The sequence below is a fragment of the Xanthomonas theicola genome, assembly GCF_014236795.1.
Taxonomy (GTDB): domain Bacteria; phylum Pseudomonadota; class Gammaproteobacteria; order Xanthomonadales; family Xanthomonadaceae; genus Xanthomonas_A; species Xanthomonas_A theicola.
Genome location: NZ_CP049017.1, coordinates 4,211,013 through 4,226,209 on the forward strand (window position 1 = coordinate 4,211,013; position 15,197 = coordinate 4,226,209).

At 70.2% G+C, this 15,197-nt stretch carries 10 protein-coding genes and 1 pseudogene; 5 read left to right on the plus strand and 6 right to left on the minus strand.

The genetic code is table 11. The annotated features are described in order from the left end of the window. Positions 1 to 137: 137 nt before the first annotated feature. The 5 genes from ung to rhlB form a co-directional block, all read right to left on the minus strand. The gene (gene ung, locus G4Q83_RS19745) at positions 138 to 866 is read right to left on the minus strand and encodes a uracil-DNA glycosylase (protein WP_128420449.1); all 729 of its coding nucleotides are present in this window, start codon (positions 864 to 866) and stop codon (positions 138 to 140) included. Between the two features lie 19 nt (positions 867 to 885). Beyond that, entirely contained in the window at positions 886 to 1,728 is an 843-nt protein-coding gene (locus G4Q83_RS19750) for a response regulator (RefSeq protein ID WP_170069167.1), read from the minus strand. A gap of 7 nt (positions 1,729 to 1,735) precedes the next feature. Beyond that, positions 1,736 to 2,683: a permease-like cell division protein FtsX gene (gene ftsX / locus G4Q83_RS19755; RefSeq protein WP_128420448.1), complete on the minus strand. Its 948-nt coding sequence runs from the start codon at positions 2,681 to 2,683 to the stop codon at positions 1,736 to 1,738. Continuing rightward, the gene (gene ftsE, locus G4Q83_RS19760; RefSeq protein ID WP_128420447.1) at positions 2,680 to 3,366 is read right to left on the minus strand and encodes a cell division ATP-binding protein FtsE; all 687 of its coding nucleotides are present in this window, start codon (positions 3,364 to 3,366) and stop codon (positions 2,680 to 2,682) included. The genes ftsX and ftsE overlap by 4 nt, the downstream gene beginning before the upstream one ends. Positions 3,367 to 3,435: 69 nt before the next feature. Continuing rightward, on the minus strand, positions 3,436 to 5,208 hold the full coding sequence (gene rhlB / locus G4Q83_RS19765; protein WP_128420446.1) for an ATP-dependent RNA helicase RhlB: 1,773 nt from the start codon (positions 5,206 to 5,208) through the stop codon (positions 3,436 to 3,438). A gap of 201 nt (positions 5,209 to 5,409) precedes the next feature. Here rhlB and trxA point away from each other — a divergent pair, with 201 nt between their 5' ends. The 3 genes from trxA (at position 5,410) to G4Q83_RS19780 (ending at position 8,756) form a co-directional block, all read left to right on the plus strand. After that, a complete protein-coding gene (gene trxA / locus G4Q83_RS19770; protein WP_128420445.1) occupies positions 5,410 to 5,751 on the plus strand; it encodes a thioredoxin TrxA in 342 nt (113 codons plus the stop codon). Between the two features lie 244 nt (positions 5,752 to 5,995). Beyond that, positions 5,996 to 7,738: a transcription termination factor Rho gene (rho, locus tag G4Q83_RS19775; protein WP_128420444.1), complete on the plus strand. Its 1,743-nt coding sequence runs from the start codon at positions 5,996 to 5,998 to the stop codon at positions 7,736 to 7,738. A gap of 265 nt (positions 7,739 to 8,003) precedes the next feature. Beyond that, a complete protein-coding gene (locus tag G4Q83_RS19780; RefSeq protein WP_128420443.1) occupies positions 8,004 to 8,756 on the plus strand; it encodes a COG4705 family protein in 753 nt (250 codons plus the stop codon). Positions 8,757 to 9,464: 708 nt separating this feature from the next. On the opposite strand, the pseudogene aceK reads toward G4Q83_RS19780, so the two are convergent. Continuing rightward, positions 9,465 to 11,208: pseudogene (aceK, locus tag G4Q83_RS19785) on the minus strand (bifunctional isocitrate dehydrogenase kinase/phosphatase). Between the two features lie 238 nt (positions 11,209 to 11,446). Between aceK and G4Q83_RS19790 the strand changes: the two are divergent. Then, a complete protein-coding gene (locus G4Q83_RS19790; RefSeq protein ID WP_128420442.1) occupies positions 11,447 to 13,837 on the plus strand; it encodes a TonB-dependent receptor plug domain-containing protein in 2,391 nt (796 codons plus the stop codon). After that, positions 13,812 to 15,146, plus strand: a complete 1,335-nt coding sequence (locus G4Q83_RS19795) for an aminotransferase class V-fold PLP-dependent enzyme (RefSeq protein ID WP_128420441.1) — start codon at positions 13,812 to 13,814, stop codon at positions 15,144 to 15,146. Before G4Q83_RS19790 ends, G4Q83_RS19795 begins: the two co-directional genes overlap by 26 nt. The last annotated feature ends 51 nt before the right edge of the window (positions 15,147 to 15,197 follow it).

The following is a 15,197-nucleotide window of genomic DNA, read 5'->3' on the forward strand; positions in this document are numbered from 1 at the left end:
CGCATCAGGAAATGGATTGCAACGGAAGCCACTGGAACGGTGGGCGGCATCACCGGATACGGACGCCGAACCTAACATTGGCCCCGCGAAATTTTCGTACACGCGCCGCGCCGCTGGGGCCGCCGTCGAACCGCGGTTCAGTCGCCACCCAGGGCCGGGTCCAGCAGCGCGCGCGGCGGCAGGCTCCAGTCGATCGGCTGGGCGCCGCGGCGGCGCAGGTAGTCGTTGGCGGCGGAGAAGTGCTTGCAGCCCAGGAAGCCGCGGTGCGCCGACAGCGGCGAGGGATGCGGCGCCTTCAGCACGCGGTGGCGGCGGGTGTCGATGACCTTGCCCTTGGCCTGGGCGTAGCTGCCCCACAACAGGAACACCAGGCCCTCGCGTTCGCGGTTCAAGGTCTCCACGACATGGTCGGTGAAACCCTCCCAGCCCTTGCCCTGGTGTGCGCCGGCGCGGCCTTCCTCCACCGTCAGCACTGCGTTGAGCAACAGCACCCCGCGCTGCGCCCAGGGCAGCAGGCAGCCATGGTCGGGACGGCGGATGCCCAGGTCGTCCTCGATCTCCTTGTAAATGTTCAGCAGCGACGGCGGCACCGGCACCCCGGGCAGCACCGAGAAACACAGCCCGTGCGCCTGGCCGAGGCCGTGGTAGGGGTCCTGGCCGAGGATCACCACCTCGACCCGATCGAACGGGGTCGCCTCGAACGCGGCGAAGATGCGCCGTCCGGGCGGGAACACGCGCGCGCCGGCGGCCTTGCGCTGACGCAGCAACGTGGCCAGTTCGCGCATCTGCGGGCGCAGCAGCCAGTCGCCGACCCGCGCCTTCCACGAAGGTTCCAGTTGCACCCGGGTCTCATCTTCGCTACTCATTGCAGGTCCGGCCACTCGCTCAGAAAGTCACGGCATTGTCGTCGAGCTTGGCCAGGCGCAGCTGGAACAGCACCTTGGTGACCAGCAGGCGCTCCTCGATCGGTTTCTGCACCAGGTCGTTGGCGCCGGCACGCAGCAGCGCGGACTGGTTGTGCGGATTGCTGTCGCCGGTCATCACCAGCACCGGCATGCGCCGCTTGCCGTAGGCGAAGTCGATGCGGATGCGCTGCACCACGTCGCACCCGTTCAGCTCGCCCTTGAGGGTGACGTCGGTCAGCACCAGGTCGATGCGGCGGGTGGTGCGACCCAGCGATTCGGCGGTCAGCAGCGCGAAGGCGTCCTCGGCCGCCAGCACGTGCACCACGTGCAGTTCCTGGCGCTCGAGCATGCGCTTGGTCGCCTCGGCCACCACACGGCTGTCCTCGACGTAGAGGATGGTGGCGCCGGCCACCGGCTGCGGTTGCACGTAGCCGCGGATGAAGGTCGCCAGCGCCTCGTGGCCCAGCGCCTTGTCGAAGTAGTCGGTCACGTATTCGGTGAAGCGGCGTTCGACAAGGTGCTGCTGGGCGTCGCCGGACACCACGATCACCGGCACATAGGCCTGGCCGACGGCCTCGCGCACGCTGCGTGCCAGGGTCAGGCCGTCGCCGTCGGGCAACGCCAGCGAAGTGGTGACCAGGTTCACCGGGCCGGCCGCCAGCGCGGCGCGCGCCTTGGCGATGCTGGCGCAGCCGACCACCTCCACGCCCGGCAGTTCGCGGTGCAGCACGTCGGCGATCAGCTTGCGCACCAGCTTGGAACCGTCGACGACCATCACCCGCGGGGCGTCGCTGATCAGGTGCGTGAGTTCGTGCCGGGACATGCGCGCCTCAGGCGTCGGTGGGACGCGTCTGGCGCAGGAAGTGGCCGGTCACCAGCCAGGCGCCGAGCCAGCCGAGCAACAGCGTGCCGAGCAGCACCAGCGAGGCATGCAGCGCGTCCAGGCCGTGCAGCGCGAAATGGCTGCCGTAGCTGTCGGCCAGTTCCGCCAGCGGCGGCCCCAGCGCCATCCCGGAGGCGGCGATCAGGCCCAGCGCCAGCACCCCGGCGCCGAAGCCGTACCATGCGCCCAGGTACAGGAACGGGCGGCGGATGAAGCCGTCGCTGGCGCCGAGCAACTGCAGCACGCCGATCTCCTCGCGCCGCGACTGGATGTCCAGTCGCACGGTATTGCCGACCACCAGCGCCGCGCCGGCGCCGAGCAGCACCGACAGCACCTGCACCAAGCGCTCGCCGAAACGCAGCCAGCCGTCCAGGCGCTTGCGCCACAGCGCATCGTGCTGGACCAGGTCGGCCTGCGGCAGCGCGCTCAGCGCCGCCGCCAGCGGCGCGTCGTCGGCGCTGGACGGGGTGACCACCAACAGGGTCGGCAGCGGGTTGTCGTCGAGCGCGTCCAGCGCCTCGCCGAGCCCGGCGCTGTCGCGCAGTTCGGCCATGCCCTGCGCGGGCGTGCGCAGCGCCACCGCGGCGACGTCGGCGCGGCCGCGCAAGGTCGCGGCCAACGCATTCGCCGCGGCGGCATCGACCGCGGTCTTCAGGAATACATTGATGTCGCGCGACTGCTGCACGCTGCCGGCGAAGTGCTTGAGGTTGTCCAGCGCGATCGACAGTCCCAGCGGCAGCGCCAGGGCCAGGGCCATCACCGCCATCGTCAGCAGCGTCGCCCACGGCTTGCGCATGGCCCGGCCGAGGCTGTAGGCGATGCTGTGCAGGTGGTGGTCCCACCACACGCCCAGGCGCGAGGGCGCGGCGGCGCCGGCGGCATTGCGTGCGCTCATTCGGCCAGGTCCTGCGGGGAGATGTCGTCGACCAGGCGGCCGTGGTCCAGGATCAGCACGCGCTTGCGCATCTGCTTGAGCAGCGCCAAGTCGTGGCTGACCACCAGCACGCTGGTGCCGCGCGCCGGCAGTTCGGCGAACAGTTGCATGATCTCGGCGGCCAGGGTCGGGTCGAGGTTGCCGGTCGGCTCGTCGGCGACCAGCAGGCGTGGTTCGCCAACCATCGCCCGGGCGATGCCGACGCGCTGCTGCTCGCCGGCCGACAGCTGCGACGGCAGCGCCTTCTCGCGATGGCTCAACCCCATCCGCTCCAGTACCGAACGCACGCGCTTGCCGATCTCGGCGCGGCGGGTGCCGCGCAGGATCAGGGGCAGCGCCACGTTCTCGGCGATGCTGCGGTCCATCAGCAGGCGGTGGTCTTGGTAGACGGCGCCGACTTCGCGCCGGTGCAGCGGCACGCGCCGCCCGCGCACCTTCAGCAGGTTGCGCTCGCCGAACAGCACCGCGCCGCGCGACGGACGTTCGCCTAGATGGATCAACTTGAGCAGGGTGCTCTTGCCGGCGCCGGAATGGCCGGTGACGAACAGCATCTCGCCCTCCTCCACTTGGAAGCTGACGTCCACCAGCGCCTCGTGGCCACCGGCGTACTGTTTGCTGACATTGTCGAACCGCAGGACGCTCATCCGGCGATTATGCCGGAGCGGCCCGGGTATTCGTCCACCGTGCGCATGCGGCGACGGTGGACCACCGGTTCAGGAGTTGGACACCAGCGAACGCAACCTGCGGCCGAGACGGGTCAGGAACGAATCGTTCGCCGCCTCGCCCGGCGCGGCGGCACGCCCGCCTTGGCGCGCGTCCTTGATCGGCGTGGCCGCGACCTGCACCGGCTTGGCCGGCGCTTCGGCGGCCGGCGCTTTGGCGCCGTCCAGCGGACGGCCGCCGCGACGGCGCCGGCGCTTGCGCGGCGGGCGCTCGCCGTCCACCGCGGGCGCGCCGTCGGCCACCGCGCGGCGCGGCTTGGGGGTGGCCGCGGCGACCGACGCCACGGCCGCCGCCTCGGTCGCGACTGCCGCTGCCGCCGGGTCTGCGGCGGCCCCGGCGGTTGCGCCGGCCTCGGCCGGACGCGGGGTCCGCGGGCGGCGCGGCCTGCCGTCGGCGCCGCGCGATTCGCCACGGCCGGCAGCGCCGCCAGCTCCGCTGTGGCCGGCGCCGGGCTTGCCGCGGCCACCGCCGCCGCGGCGCTGTTCGTCGGCCTCGCGCTGCGCGCGCGCCTCGCGGAAGATGGCGCCGATGCTTTCGTCGGCATCGGCCGGCTCGCCCTCGACCGCCGCGCGCGGGGTGCGCGGCAGCGCCACCAGCAGTCCGGCGGTGACCGGCTTGACCGGGATCTTCTGCTCGATGTAGGCTTCGATGTCCGGCAGGCTCATCGCATAGCGCTCGCAGGCGAAGCTGATCGCGTCGCCTTCCTCGCCCAACCGCGCGGTGCGGCCGATGCGGTGCACGTAGTCCTCGGCGTCGAACGGCAGGTCGTAGTTGTAGACGTACTTGACGCCGTCGATGTGCAGGCCGCGCGCGGCCACGTCGGTGGCGACCAGGATTTCCAGCTGGCCCTTCTGGAAGCGGTTGAGCAGGGTCTCGCGCTTCTTCTGCGGCACGTCGCCGGACAGCACGCCGACCCGGTAGCCGTTGCGCTCCAGCGAGCGCGCCACGCGCTCGACGAAGGCCTTGGTGTTGACGAACAGCATGGTGCGCGCGCCCTCGCTGCGCGACAGCAGGCCCAGCAGCAGGGCCTGCTTCTCCTCGTCGGAGGGGAAGTAGATGCGCTGGCGCACGCGCGCGGCGGTGATGCTCTCGGTCTCGACGACCAGCTTCTCCGGCTCGTTCATGTGCTCGTAGGCCAGCTCCAGCACGCGGTGGCTGAGGGTGGCCGAGAACAGCAGCGTCTGCCGGGTGCCGCGCTCGGGCATGCGCCGCAGCAGGAAGCGGATGTCCTTGATGAAGCCCAGGTCGAACATGCGGTCGGCCTCGTCCAGCACGCAAATCTCGCAGGCGTGCAGCGAGACCACCTTGTGCTGCTTGACATAGTCGATCAGGCGGCCGGGGGTGGCGATGATCACGTCCACGCCCTGCTGCAGCAGTTCGCGCTGCTTGTCGTAGTCCACGCCGCCATAGACCAGCGCGAAGCGCAGGCCGAGGTCGGCGCCGAACTTGACCGCGTCCTTGTGGATCTGGATCGCCAGCTCGCGGGTCGGAGCCAGGATCAGCGCGCGCGGATCCTCCGGCTTGCGATCGGCCAGCGCCGGGCGGCTGAGCAGGCGATTCATCACCGTCACCAGGAACGCCAGGGTCTTGCCGGTGCCGGTCTGGGCCTGGCCGGCCACGTCGCGGCCCGGCAGGGCCACCGGCAGGGTCAGCGCCTGGATCGGCGTGCAGCGGGTGAAGCCGGCGCCTTCGAGTCCTGCCAGCAACGCCGGCTGCAGTTCGAACGCGGAAAAAGTCACATCGGTCAGCGGTTTGTCGCTCATCATTCCATCTTCGTCAGGCCACCCCGCCCGAAGCGTAAGGTCGCGGCTTGCATCGTCCCCGGCAGCACCGCACACTGGCGACCGCCATGCCGGGTCGCGCGACAGGGGGAATCCCTTGATTTCGCCGCGCAATGCCCCAGTTTACCGCAATGCGGTGGCCACCCGGTCCGGTTGGTCGCCTTGCCCCAGGAGATGCCCCAAGTGAGCGATAAGGTCCTACACGTCGGCGACGCCGATTTCGATACCGCGGTGCTGCAGTCCGGCGAGCCGGTCCTGGTGGACTTCTGGGCGGAATGGTGCGGTCCGTGCAAGATGATCGCCCCAGTGCTGGACGACCTGGCCGACGCCTACGACGGCAAGCTCAAGGTGGCCAAGGTCAACGTGGACGAGAACCGCGCCACCGCGATCAAGTACCACGTGCGCTCGATCCCGATGCTGCTGCTGTTCAAGGATGGCCAGGTCCAGGCCACCCAGATCGGCGCGGTCGGCAAGGGCCAGCTGACCCAGATGATCGACAAGACCCTGGGCGGCGCCGCTGCCTGAGGCGCCTGCCTGCGGCCGTTCCGGGGTTCGGCGCTGCGCCCCCGGGCCGCAGCCGTAGTGCCGCGGCCGGCCGGCTGAATCGCCCGGTAACGCCTGCTTGCCGTCGCTGCCAGGCGATGATAGTGTCGGCGCATCCGGTGGCACTCGCGCACCGCACCCCCTCTAGAAGATTCTCTTCTAGACCCCTTCCCAACCCGTTTGCCCCCACGCTGGGCGCTCGCACTCATAGCGAGGAGTCACCACTTTGTCCGATAACATCACCACCGAACCCGGGAGCGTCGAGGCCCCCGCCGAAAAGCGCGCGCGCAAGCCGCGCGTCAGCAAGGCCGTCGCCGACGCTGAAGGCGGAGCCGACCACGGCGCGCCAGCACAGCCGAACCTGCCGCTGAACCCGGCGCCGGTCCAAGCCGAAGCGCCCCGCTCCGCCGTGCAGGCACCGTCGCCGCCCCCGTCCCAGCCGGCTTCCGCCGCCGCCGCCCAGGGCCAGGGCGGCAACCCCAACGACGGCGGCGAAGCGCGCGAGCCGCGCGATGGCGGCAATCTGCGCTTCAACAACCAGAATCCGCAGAACCAGAACAGCCAGCAGGGCAATCGCCGCGACCGCTTCCGCAACCGCCGCGACCGCAACCGCGAGCGGTTCCCGGACAACGGCCTGCCCAACGACAACGGCGCCAACGAAGTGTTCGTGCCGCGCCCGCACGCCAACGTGCCAGAAGGCTTCCCGATCTATTCGCTGAGCGACCTGAAGCGGATGCCGGCGCAGAAGCTGCTGGACATCGCCGAGCAGCTCAACATCCAGGACGGCGTGGCCCGCGCGCGCAAGCAGGACGTGATCTTCGCGCTGCTGAAGGTGCTGACCCGCCACGGCGAAGGCGTCGCCGCCGACGGCGTGCTGGAGATCCTGCCGGACGGCTTCGGCTTCCTGCGCGCGGCCGAGGCCAGCTACCTGGCCGGCCCGGACGACACCTACATCTCGCCCAGCCAGATCCGCCGCTTCAACCTGCGTACCGGCGACCACCTGTCCGGCCGCATCCGCTTCCCCAAGGACGGCGAACGCTACTTCGCGCTGTCGATCGTCGACACGATCAACGGCGAGCCGCTGGAAGCGAGCAAGAACAAGGTGCTGTTCGAGAACCTGACCGCGCTGTTCCCGCGCAAGCGCTTCACCCTGGAACGCGGCAACGGGTCCTCGGAAGACATCTCCGGGCGCATCCTCGACCTGATGGCGCCGCAGGGCAAGGGCCAGCGCGCGCTGATCGTGTCCCCGCCCAAGGCCGGCAAGACCATGCTGATGCAGCAGGTGGCCACGGCGATCACCACCAACCATCCCGACGTGCACATGATCGTGCTGCTGATCGACGAGCGGCCGGAAGAAGTGACCGAAATGCAGCGCACCGTGCGCGGCGAGGTCATCTCCTCCACCTTCGACGAGCCGGCCGCGCGCCACGTGCAGGTCGCCGAGATGGTGATCGAGCGCGCCAAGCGCCTGGTCGAGCACAAGAAGGACGTGGTGATCCTGCTCGACTCGATCACTCGCCTGGCCCGCGCCTACAACAACGTGGTGCCGTCCTCCGGCAAGGTGCTCAGCGGCGGCGTCGACGCCAACGCGCTGCACCGCCCGAAGCGCTTCTTCGGCGCGGCGCGCAACGTGGAGGAAGGCGGCTCGCTGACCATCATCGCCACCGCCCTGGTCGAGACCGGCAGCAAGATGGACGAGGTGATCTACGAGGAGTTCAAGGGCACCGGCAACAGCGAAGTGCACCTGAACCGCCGTATCGCCGAGAAGCGCGTGTACCCGGCGATCGACATCAACCGTTCCGGCACCCGCCGCGAAGACCTGTTGATCGAGCCGGAGCTGCTGCAGAAGATCTGGATCCTGCGCAAGCTGCTGCATCCGATGGACGAGATCGCGGCAATGGAATTCCTGCTGGACAAGATGAAGAACACCAAGTCCAACGACGAGTTCTTCGGTTCGATGAAGCGCTGAGGCCAGGCGCCGGCACGACCGCGAACGCCCCGCTTCGGCGGGGCGTTCTGCGTTCCGGGAGCAGGCTCCCGGCAGGCCGCGGCCCAACTGGCGCGGGCATCGCGCCGCGGTCCCGGCCCGCGGCCGTGCCACCACGCTCCCGGCCCGGCATGCCGGGCCGGGAGCCCGCAGGTTCGGCGCTTGCGTCCGCCAGCGCCCGGATCCGACCGGTTTTCGACATGGCGCCGGCGATGCTGACCCGGCCCCCATCCGCCGCGCCGCCGCCATGGACTCCACTGTCGCCAAAGTCGCACCGGTCACCCTGGGGTTCTGGGTGATGAAGATCTGTGCGACCACGCTCGGCGAGACCGCTGGCGATTTGCTGTCGATGACGCTGGACGTCGGCTACGCGATGAGCAGCGTCTTACTGATCGGCGTGTTCCTGTTGTCGCTGTGGGCGCAGTTGCGCACCCGCCGATTCCATCCGTGGCTGTACTGGTGGGTGATCCTGACCACCAGCACCGCTGGCACCACCCTGTCGGACTACATGGACCGCAGCCTGGGCCTGGGCTACGCGCAAGGTGCGTTGCTGCTGAGCGGCGGCCTGGCGTTGACCCTGGGCGCCTGGTGGCTGAGCGAACGCAGCCTGTCGGTCAGCCGGATCGGCGGGGGCCGCGCGGAAGTCTTCTACTGGATGGCGATCCTGTTCTCCAATACGCTCGGCACCGCGCTGGGGGACTACCTGGCCGACAGTTCGGGACTGGGTTTCCTCGGCGGCGCGGCGCTGATCGCGGGGGCGCTCGCCACGATCGTCCTGGCCTACGCGTTCACCCGCATCGACCGTGTGCTGCTGTTCTGGGCCGCCTTCGTGCTGACCCGTCCATTCGGCGCCACGTTCGGCGACCTGCTGACCAAGCCGACGGCAAAGGGCGGATTGGATCTGGGCACCCTGGGCGCGTCGCTGGTGCTGGCCGGCATCCTTGTCGCGATGCTGTATGCGACCACGCGCAACCGCACGATCCCGCGTACGTCCGCGTAGAGATCGTGTAGCGATCGCCCGACAGGCAAGTGCCCCCGCGCCGCGCTCGCGCTCGGCTGCCCTGCAGCGGCGTCAGCTGGCGCGGGCCGTTGCTGTCGATCATGCAGACGCCGCCGGCCGGCAGCGTATTCGGAGAACACCCTGCCTCGTCCGCGCCGGTGGCCCAGGATGCGCGCTGGCGCGGGACGGACGCGTAGCCGACCCAGCGGCCATCGTCGCCGGCCGCGCCAGCGGCGGCCCGGTCTGGCATAGCGCAGGTACGCGCACCGTCCGATACGGCGCCGTGGCGTCCTTGCCCTCGGTTGGCACGCGGAAGGTCCACGTCCGCGTCGCTGGCGAGGATGTCGCGCAGCTTCTTCATGTCGTTCTCGGAGGCGACGCTCTGCAGGTCGACCTGCTCGACCGCGGCAGCGGCGCGACGCGGCCGTCGCGCGCGACCTTGAGCGCCAGATAGGCCGTCCCCGAGGCACCGACGCGATACGCCGCTTCCGGGTAGCGCGGCGGCGGCATTTTCCCCGGGATCACCGCACGGCGATCGCTGCGGTCTTAGGCGGCGAAGCTGGCCGGTGCCGGCGAACGCGGCGGCCGCCGGCAGCGCCAACGGCAGACCGTACCACTGCCGCGTCGAGAGCCCTGATCTGCGATGCATCGCGCCATCCCTGCATGGAGGCAGCCCCGATCGCAGCGCAGCCGGCAGGCGCAGGCAACTCAGGGCAGGCGCAGCGACGACGGATACGGCGGCGCGTCCGGATAGTCGTCTTCGCGCAGCCGGGCCTGCAGGTCGCGCCACCACTGCGGATCGAACAGCTCGCCGTGGACGCGCTTGACCGCCTCCAGCGAGGCCGCGGGCAGGCCCATGAACAGCGCGAACCGTTCCGGAAACACGTCGCGCGCGGCGACATGGAACCAGGGTTCGGCGGACATCGCCTCCTCCTCGTTGCGCGGCTGCGGCCAGTCGCGGAAGGTGCAGTCGGCGACCAGGCACAGCTCGTCGTAGTTGTAGAACACCGCGCGGTCCCTGCCGCGACACGCCGAAATTCTTCAGCAGCATGTCGCCGGGGAAGATGTTGTTGCGCGCCATGTCCTTGATCGCCTGCGCATAGTCCAACGCGGCCTCGCGCGCTGCCTCGGCGGTCTGCTCGCGCAGGTACAGGTTCAGCGGGCGCAGGCGCCGCTGCACGTAGCACAGCTCGAAGATCAGGTCCTCGCCGTCCTCGCGCAGGCTGCGCACGCAGTCTTGCAGCAGCTCGGCGAGCAGCGCCGGGGCGAAGCGCGCGCGCGGGAACCGCAGCGAGCGGTATGGCTGCGCGTCGAGCAGGCGGCCGACCCGGTCCAGGTTGAACACCAGCGCGTACTTGTCCTCGACCTGCTCGCGGCTCATCGTCTTCGGATAGGCGAGGCGGTCGCGGATCAGCTTGAACACCAGCGGATAGCTGGGCAGGGTGAACACCGACATGACCATGCCCGGCGTGCCCTCGGCGTGCACCAGTTGCTCGCTGGCCTGGGCCTGGAAGTGCCGGAAGAAGGTGCGGAAGCGCTCGGTCTTGCCCTGCTTGGCGCGGCCGAGCATCGTGTACAGCTCGTCGATCGGCTTGTGCGGCAGCAGGCTGCGCAGGAACACCACCGCGTCGCCGACGGTGGGCAGGTCGGCCTGGAAATAGCTGCGCGAGATGCCGAACAGCTGCGCCACGTCGTTGCGCCTGGTCAGTACCGCCTCGGCGCGCAGGCCGGCGCCGTCGTTGACCAGCGCGATCACGCAGGGCGAGAAGCGATGCTCGCCGAACACGCGGCCGACCAGATAGGCGCGGCGCTCGCGGTAGAACACCGTCTCCAGCAATTCGATGCCGCGCACCGGCTGCTCGCCCCAGTGCGCCAGATCGTCCTGCAGGCGCACCGCGATGGCCGCGGCGCAGCGCGTGCGGTGCGCGTACGGCAGGTCGAACGGGTAATCGCCGAGCACGCGCACGAACGCGTCCACCGGCCGCGTTTCCGAGACGGCGTAGTTGTGCCGCGCCACCGGGTGGGTGATTGCGTCGGTGGGCTCGATGTCCAGCGCGACGAATTCGATCCGCGTGTCCACGCCCTGGGTACGGAAGAAGCGCCGTGTCAGCGTGTTGTAGAAGCTCTTTTACAGTTCCTGGTCGATCAGCCCGTGCAATTGCGCGGCGAAGCCGTCGCGCACCTGCGCCCACAGCGCGCGGTCGTGGGTCTGGCCAAGCAACAGCGTGCGCAGGCGCAGCATGCACTCGCCGATGCAGCGGTCGTACAGCGCGATGCGCTCGACCGCGTCGTTGCGCGCGGCGTTCCAGTCACGGCTCTCGAAGCGGCGGCGGGCGCGGCCGCTGATCCGCGCGAAGCGCGCGTGGTAGTCCTCGAACGCATCGCAGATGGTGCGCGCCACGGCGGCGGCGCGGGGCGCGGCGGGCACGGGCGGATCGGGCGCGGTGGTCATGGCCGCAGTCTACCCGCGCGCGCGGCGGCGCCGGCACGACCGCCAGCCGCCGCTCTTGCGCGCGGGCTGCCAGAAACCCCGGCGCCGCGCGCCACGATTTGGCGCATGGCGCGTCATCAACGTGTAATGAAGACGTCAGTGCCGCGTCGTCGTCGGCCGCCAGACTGGCCTGCCTTCGCCGGTGCGGCCGCTGGCCGCCCGGCACTTCGACACCTTTGCATGCCTGTTGGGAGAGCACTTGAAACACAACGCGCAGCGCCGCCTGGCGGCCGCCATCTTCACCGTGTGCAGCGCCGGCAGCCCCGCCGCGGCCGCGTCGCCGCCGGATGCCGACGACGCCAACACCAGCACCACGCTCGACCGCATCGTGGTCACCGGCACCCGCGGCGCCAACCGTACCCAGTTCGGCACGCTGGCGCCGGTGGACGTGATCAGCGCCGAGGAAATCCGCTCGGTCGGCAGCAGCGACCTCAACACCGTGCTGGCGGCGCTGGTGCCCTCGTTCGTGGTACAGCGCCTGCCGCTGGCAGACGGCCAGATCTTCGTGCGCCCGGCCACGCTGCGCGGCCTGTCGCCCGACCAGACCCTGGTGCTGGTCAACGGCCACCGCTTCCACCGCTCCGCCCTGCTCGGCGCGCGCGGCGCGCAGGCGCCGGACCTGGCGCAGATCCCGGCCACGGCGATCAAGCGCATCGAAGTGCTGCGCGACGGCGCCGCCGCCCAGTATGGGTCGGACGCCATCGCCGGGGTGATCAACATCATCCTCGACGACCGGGTCGGCACCGAGCTGGGCGTGGACGTGTCCAAGTACAGCGAGGGCGACGGACTCGCGCGCACCTACTCGCTCAAGCGCGGCTGGGAACTGGGCGAAGGTCGCCTGGTCGCCTTCGCCGAGCACAGTGCGTCCGAGCCAACCGACCGCGGCGTGCAGCGCGCCGACGCGATCGCCTTCCAGGCGGCGCATCCGGCGATCGCCGTGCCCGATCCGGTGCAGCGCTGGGGCCAGCCGGAACAGCGCAGCACCCACCTGGGCATGAACCTGGACCTGCCGCTGGGCGAGGACATCGGCCTGTACGGCTATGCCTTGTTCAACGACGGCGGCGGCGTCTCCGACTTCAACTGGCGCAACCCCGACACCAACGCCTCGATCTACAAGCGCACCCCGGCGTTCCCCGGCTTCGACCTGCGCACGCTCTACCCGGCCGGCTTCACCCCGCGCTACGGCAGCGACTACCGCGACGCGCAGACCCTGGGCGGGCTGAAGGGCGCATTCGACGAGCGCTTCAGTTGGGACGTCAGCGCCGCGTACGGGCTGAGCGACATCGGCTATTCGCTGGATGAATCGATCAACGCCTCGATGGGTCCGACCAGCCCGACCGCGTTCCACCTGGGCCGCCTGCGGCAGCGCGAGGTCAACCTCAACGCCGACTTCGTCTATTCGCTGCCGCTGGCGATGCTGCAGGACCCGGTGAACATCGCCTTCGGCGCCGAGCGCCGCAACGAAACCTACGCCATCGCCGCCGGCGATCCCGCCTCCTATGCCATCGGCGCCGGCGCGCGCGACGGGCTGGCGCCGAACGCCAACGGCGCGCCCGGCTTCAGCCCGCAGCAGGCCGGTTCCTGGGACCAGACCAGCTACGCCGCCTATGCCGACGTGGAAGTGCCGCTGACCTCGCGCTTCAGCGTCGGCGGCGCGCTGCGCTACGAAGACTTCTCCAGCGTCGGCAGCCGCCTCAACGGCAAGCTGTCCGCGCGCGTCGAACTGACCTCGTGGCTGGCGCTGCGCGGCGCCTGGTCCAATGGCTTCCGGGCGCCGACGCCCGGGCAGGTGTACGGGACCCAGATCACCCAGGGCCTGGACACGGTCAGCCTGCAGGTGTTCAACGCCGGCCGGCTGTCGCCGCAGGATCCGATCGCCATCGCGCTCGGCGCCAAGGCGTTGAAGCCGGAAGCATCCGATTCGCTGAGCCTGGGCCTGGCCTGGCAGGCCGCGGCCGGGTTCTACGGGTCGCTGGACCTGTACCGGATCGAGCTCAGCGACCGCTTCAGCACCTCGCGGAGTTTTACGGTGCCGGCCAGCCTGCCCAATCCGATGCACTACACCTCGGTCAACTACTTCACCAACGACTTCGACACCACCACCGAGGGCGCGGACCTGGTGTTCGGCTACCAGCATGCGTTCGGCCCCGGCCGCTTCGGCGCCACCCTGGCCTACAACTACAACCGCACCCGGGTCGACGACGGCAGCACCGCCGTGGCGTCCAATCCGACCCAGCGCCTCCTGTTTGAACAGTTGCTGCCGCAGCACAAGGGCAGCCTCGGCCTGACCTGGGAACAAGGGCCGCTGCAGGGGCTGCTGCGGATGCGCTACTACGGCGCGTGGACCGACAGCAGCGGCAATGCCAGCGGCGACATCTTCCAGCGCTTCGGCGCGATCGCGCTGCTCGACATGTCGGCGACGTACGCGCTGAGCCAGACCCTGTCGCTGCGGCTGGGCGCCGACAACGTCCTGAACACCTATCCCGACAAGGCCACCTTTCAGGCCAGCCGCGGCCTGGTGTATTCGCGCAACGCGCCCTACGACACCGACGGACGCAACGTCCATGCACAACTCCGCCTGCGCTTCTGATCGTCCCGACCCGCGCCGGCGCGCGCTGCTCGCCGCCACGCCGATGCTGTCGCTGCAGGACATGCTGCGGCAGGTCGGCAGCAACGCGACACAAGCGGCTGCCGGCATGCCGGCCGCGCCGGCGGGTGTGCCGGCGCGGCAACTGGCGACCGACGAGGTCTACTGGGCGCAGGTCGCCGCCGCCTACGCGGTGGACCGGCGCACGGTCGCGCTGGAAAACGGCTACTGGGGCACGATGTCGCGGCCGGTGCTGAAGGCCTACCTGCAGCGCGTGCAGCAGGTGAACCACGATAACGCGCACTACGCGCGCCTGCAGTTTCCCGACGACTACCGCCACCTGCGCGCGCGTGCGGCTGGCGCGCTGCGCATCGATCCGCGCGAGCTGGCGCTGACCCGCAACGCCACCGAGTCGCTGCAACTGCTGATCGGCGGCTACAACCGGCTCAAGCCGGGCGATGCGGTGCTGTACGCCGACCTGGACTACGACGCGATGATCACCGCGATGCAATGGCTGCGACAGCGCCGCGGGGTGGAGGCGATCGGCATCGACCTGCCGCAGCCGGCGACCCGGCAGTCCTTGATCGACGCCTATGCGCAGGCGCTGCAGCGGCATCCGCGGGTGAAGCTGATGCTGGTCACCTGCATCGGCCACCGTACCGGCCTGGCGCTGCCGGTGACCGAGATCGTCGCGCTGGCGCGGCAGCGCGGCGTGGACACGATCGTCGATGCCACCCAGGCGATCGGCCAGCGCGACATCGGCATTCCCGACCTGGGCGCGGACTTCGTCGGCTTCAATTTCCACAAGTGGATCGGCGCGCCGCTGGGCGTGGGCGGCTTCTACATCCGCCGTGAGCGCATCGCCGACATCGACCCGCACATGGGCCAGGCCGGCCCGGCCGACAGCATCGATACCCGCGTGCATACCGGCACCGTCGATTTCGCCGCCTTCCTTAGCCTGCCGGCGGCGCTGGAAGCGCACGAACGCATCGGCGCGGCCAACAAGCAGGCGCGGCTGCAGTACCTGCGCGACCGCTGGGTGCATGCCGTGGCCGACCTATCCGGCCTGGAAGTGCTCACTCCCGACGACCCGCAGCTCTACGGGGCGATGACCTCGTTGCGCCTGCGCGGGCAAACCAGCGAACAACAGAACGCGGCGCTGGCGCAACGCCTGCTGCAGCAGTTCGGGGTGATGACCACGATGCGCAGCGGTGCGGCCAGCGGCGCCTGCGTGCGGGCGACGCCGGCGTTGTTCACCCGCATGGAGGAGATCGACCGCTTCGCGCAGGCGCTGCGCAGCATCGCCGGCTGAGCCGGCGCGACGGCTGGTCTGCGTTCGCCAGTACCGGCCAAGAAGCGCACC

Bases quoted from the DNA above. Each gene is read 5' to 3' on its own strand.
- ung (WP_128420449.1), bottom strand. From the start codon at position 866: ATGAGTAGCGAAGATGAGACCCGGGTGCAACTGGAACCTTCGTGGAAG.
- G4Q83_RS19750 (WP_170069167.1), bottom strand. From the start codon at position 1,728: ATGTCCCGGCACGAACTCACGCACCTGATCAGCGACGCCCCGCGGGTG.
- ftsX (WP_128420448.1), bottom strand. From the start codon at position 2,683: ATGAGCGCACGCAATGCCGCCGGCGCCGCCGCGCCCTCGCGCCTGGGC.
- ftsE (WP_128420447.1), bottom strand. From the start codon at position 3,366: ATGAGCGTCCTGCGGTTCGACAATGTCAGCAAACAGTACGCCGGTGGC.
- rhlB (WP_128420446.1), bottom strand. From the start codon at position 5,208: ATGAGCGACAAACCGCTGACCGATGTGACTTTTTCCGCGTTCGAACTG.
- G4Q83_RS19780 (WP_128420443.1), top strand. From the start codon at position 8,004: ATGGACTCCACTGTCGCCAAAGTCGCACCGGTCACCCTGGGGTTCTGG.
- G4Q83_RS19795 (WP_128420441.1), top strand. From the start codon at position 13,812: ATGCACAACTCCGCCTGCGCTTCTGATCGTCCCGACCCGCGCCGGCGC.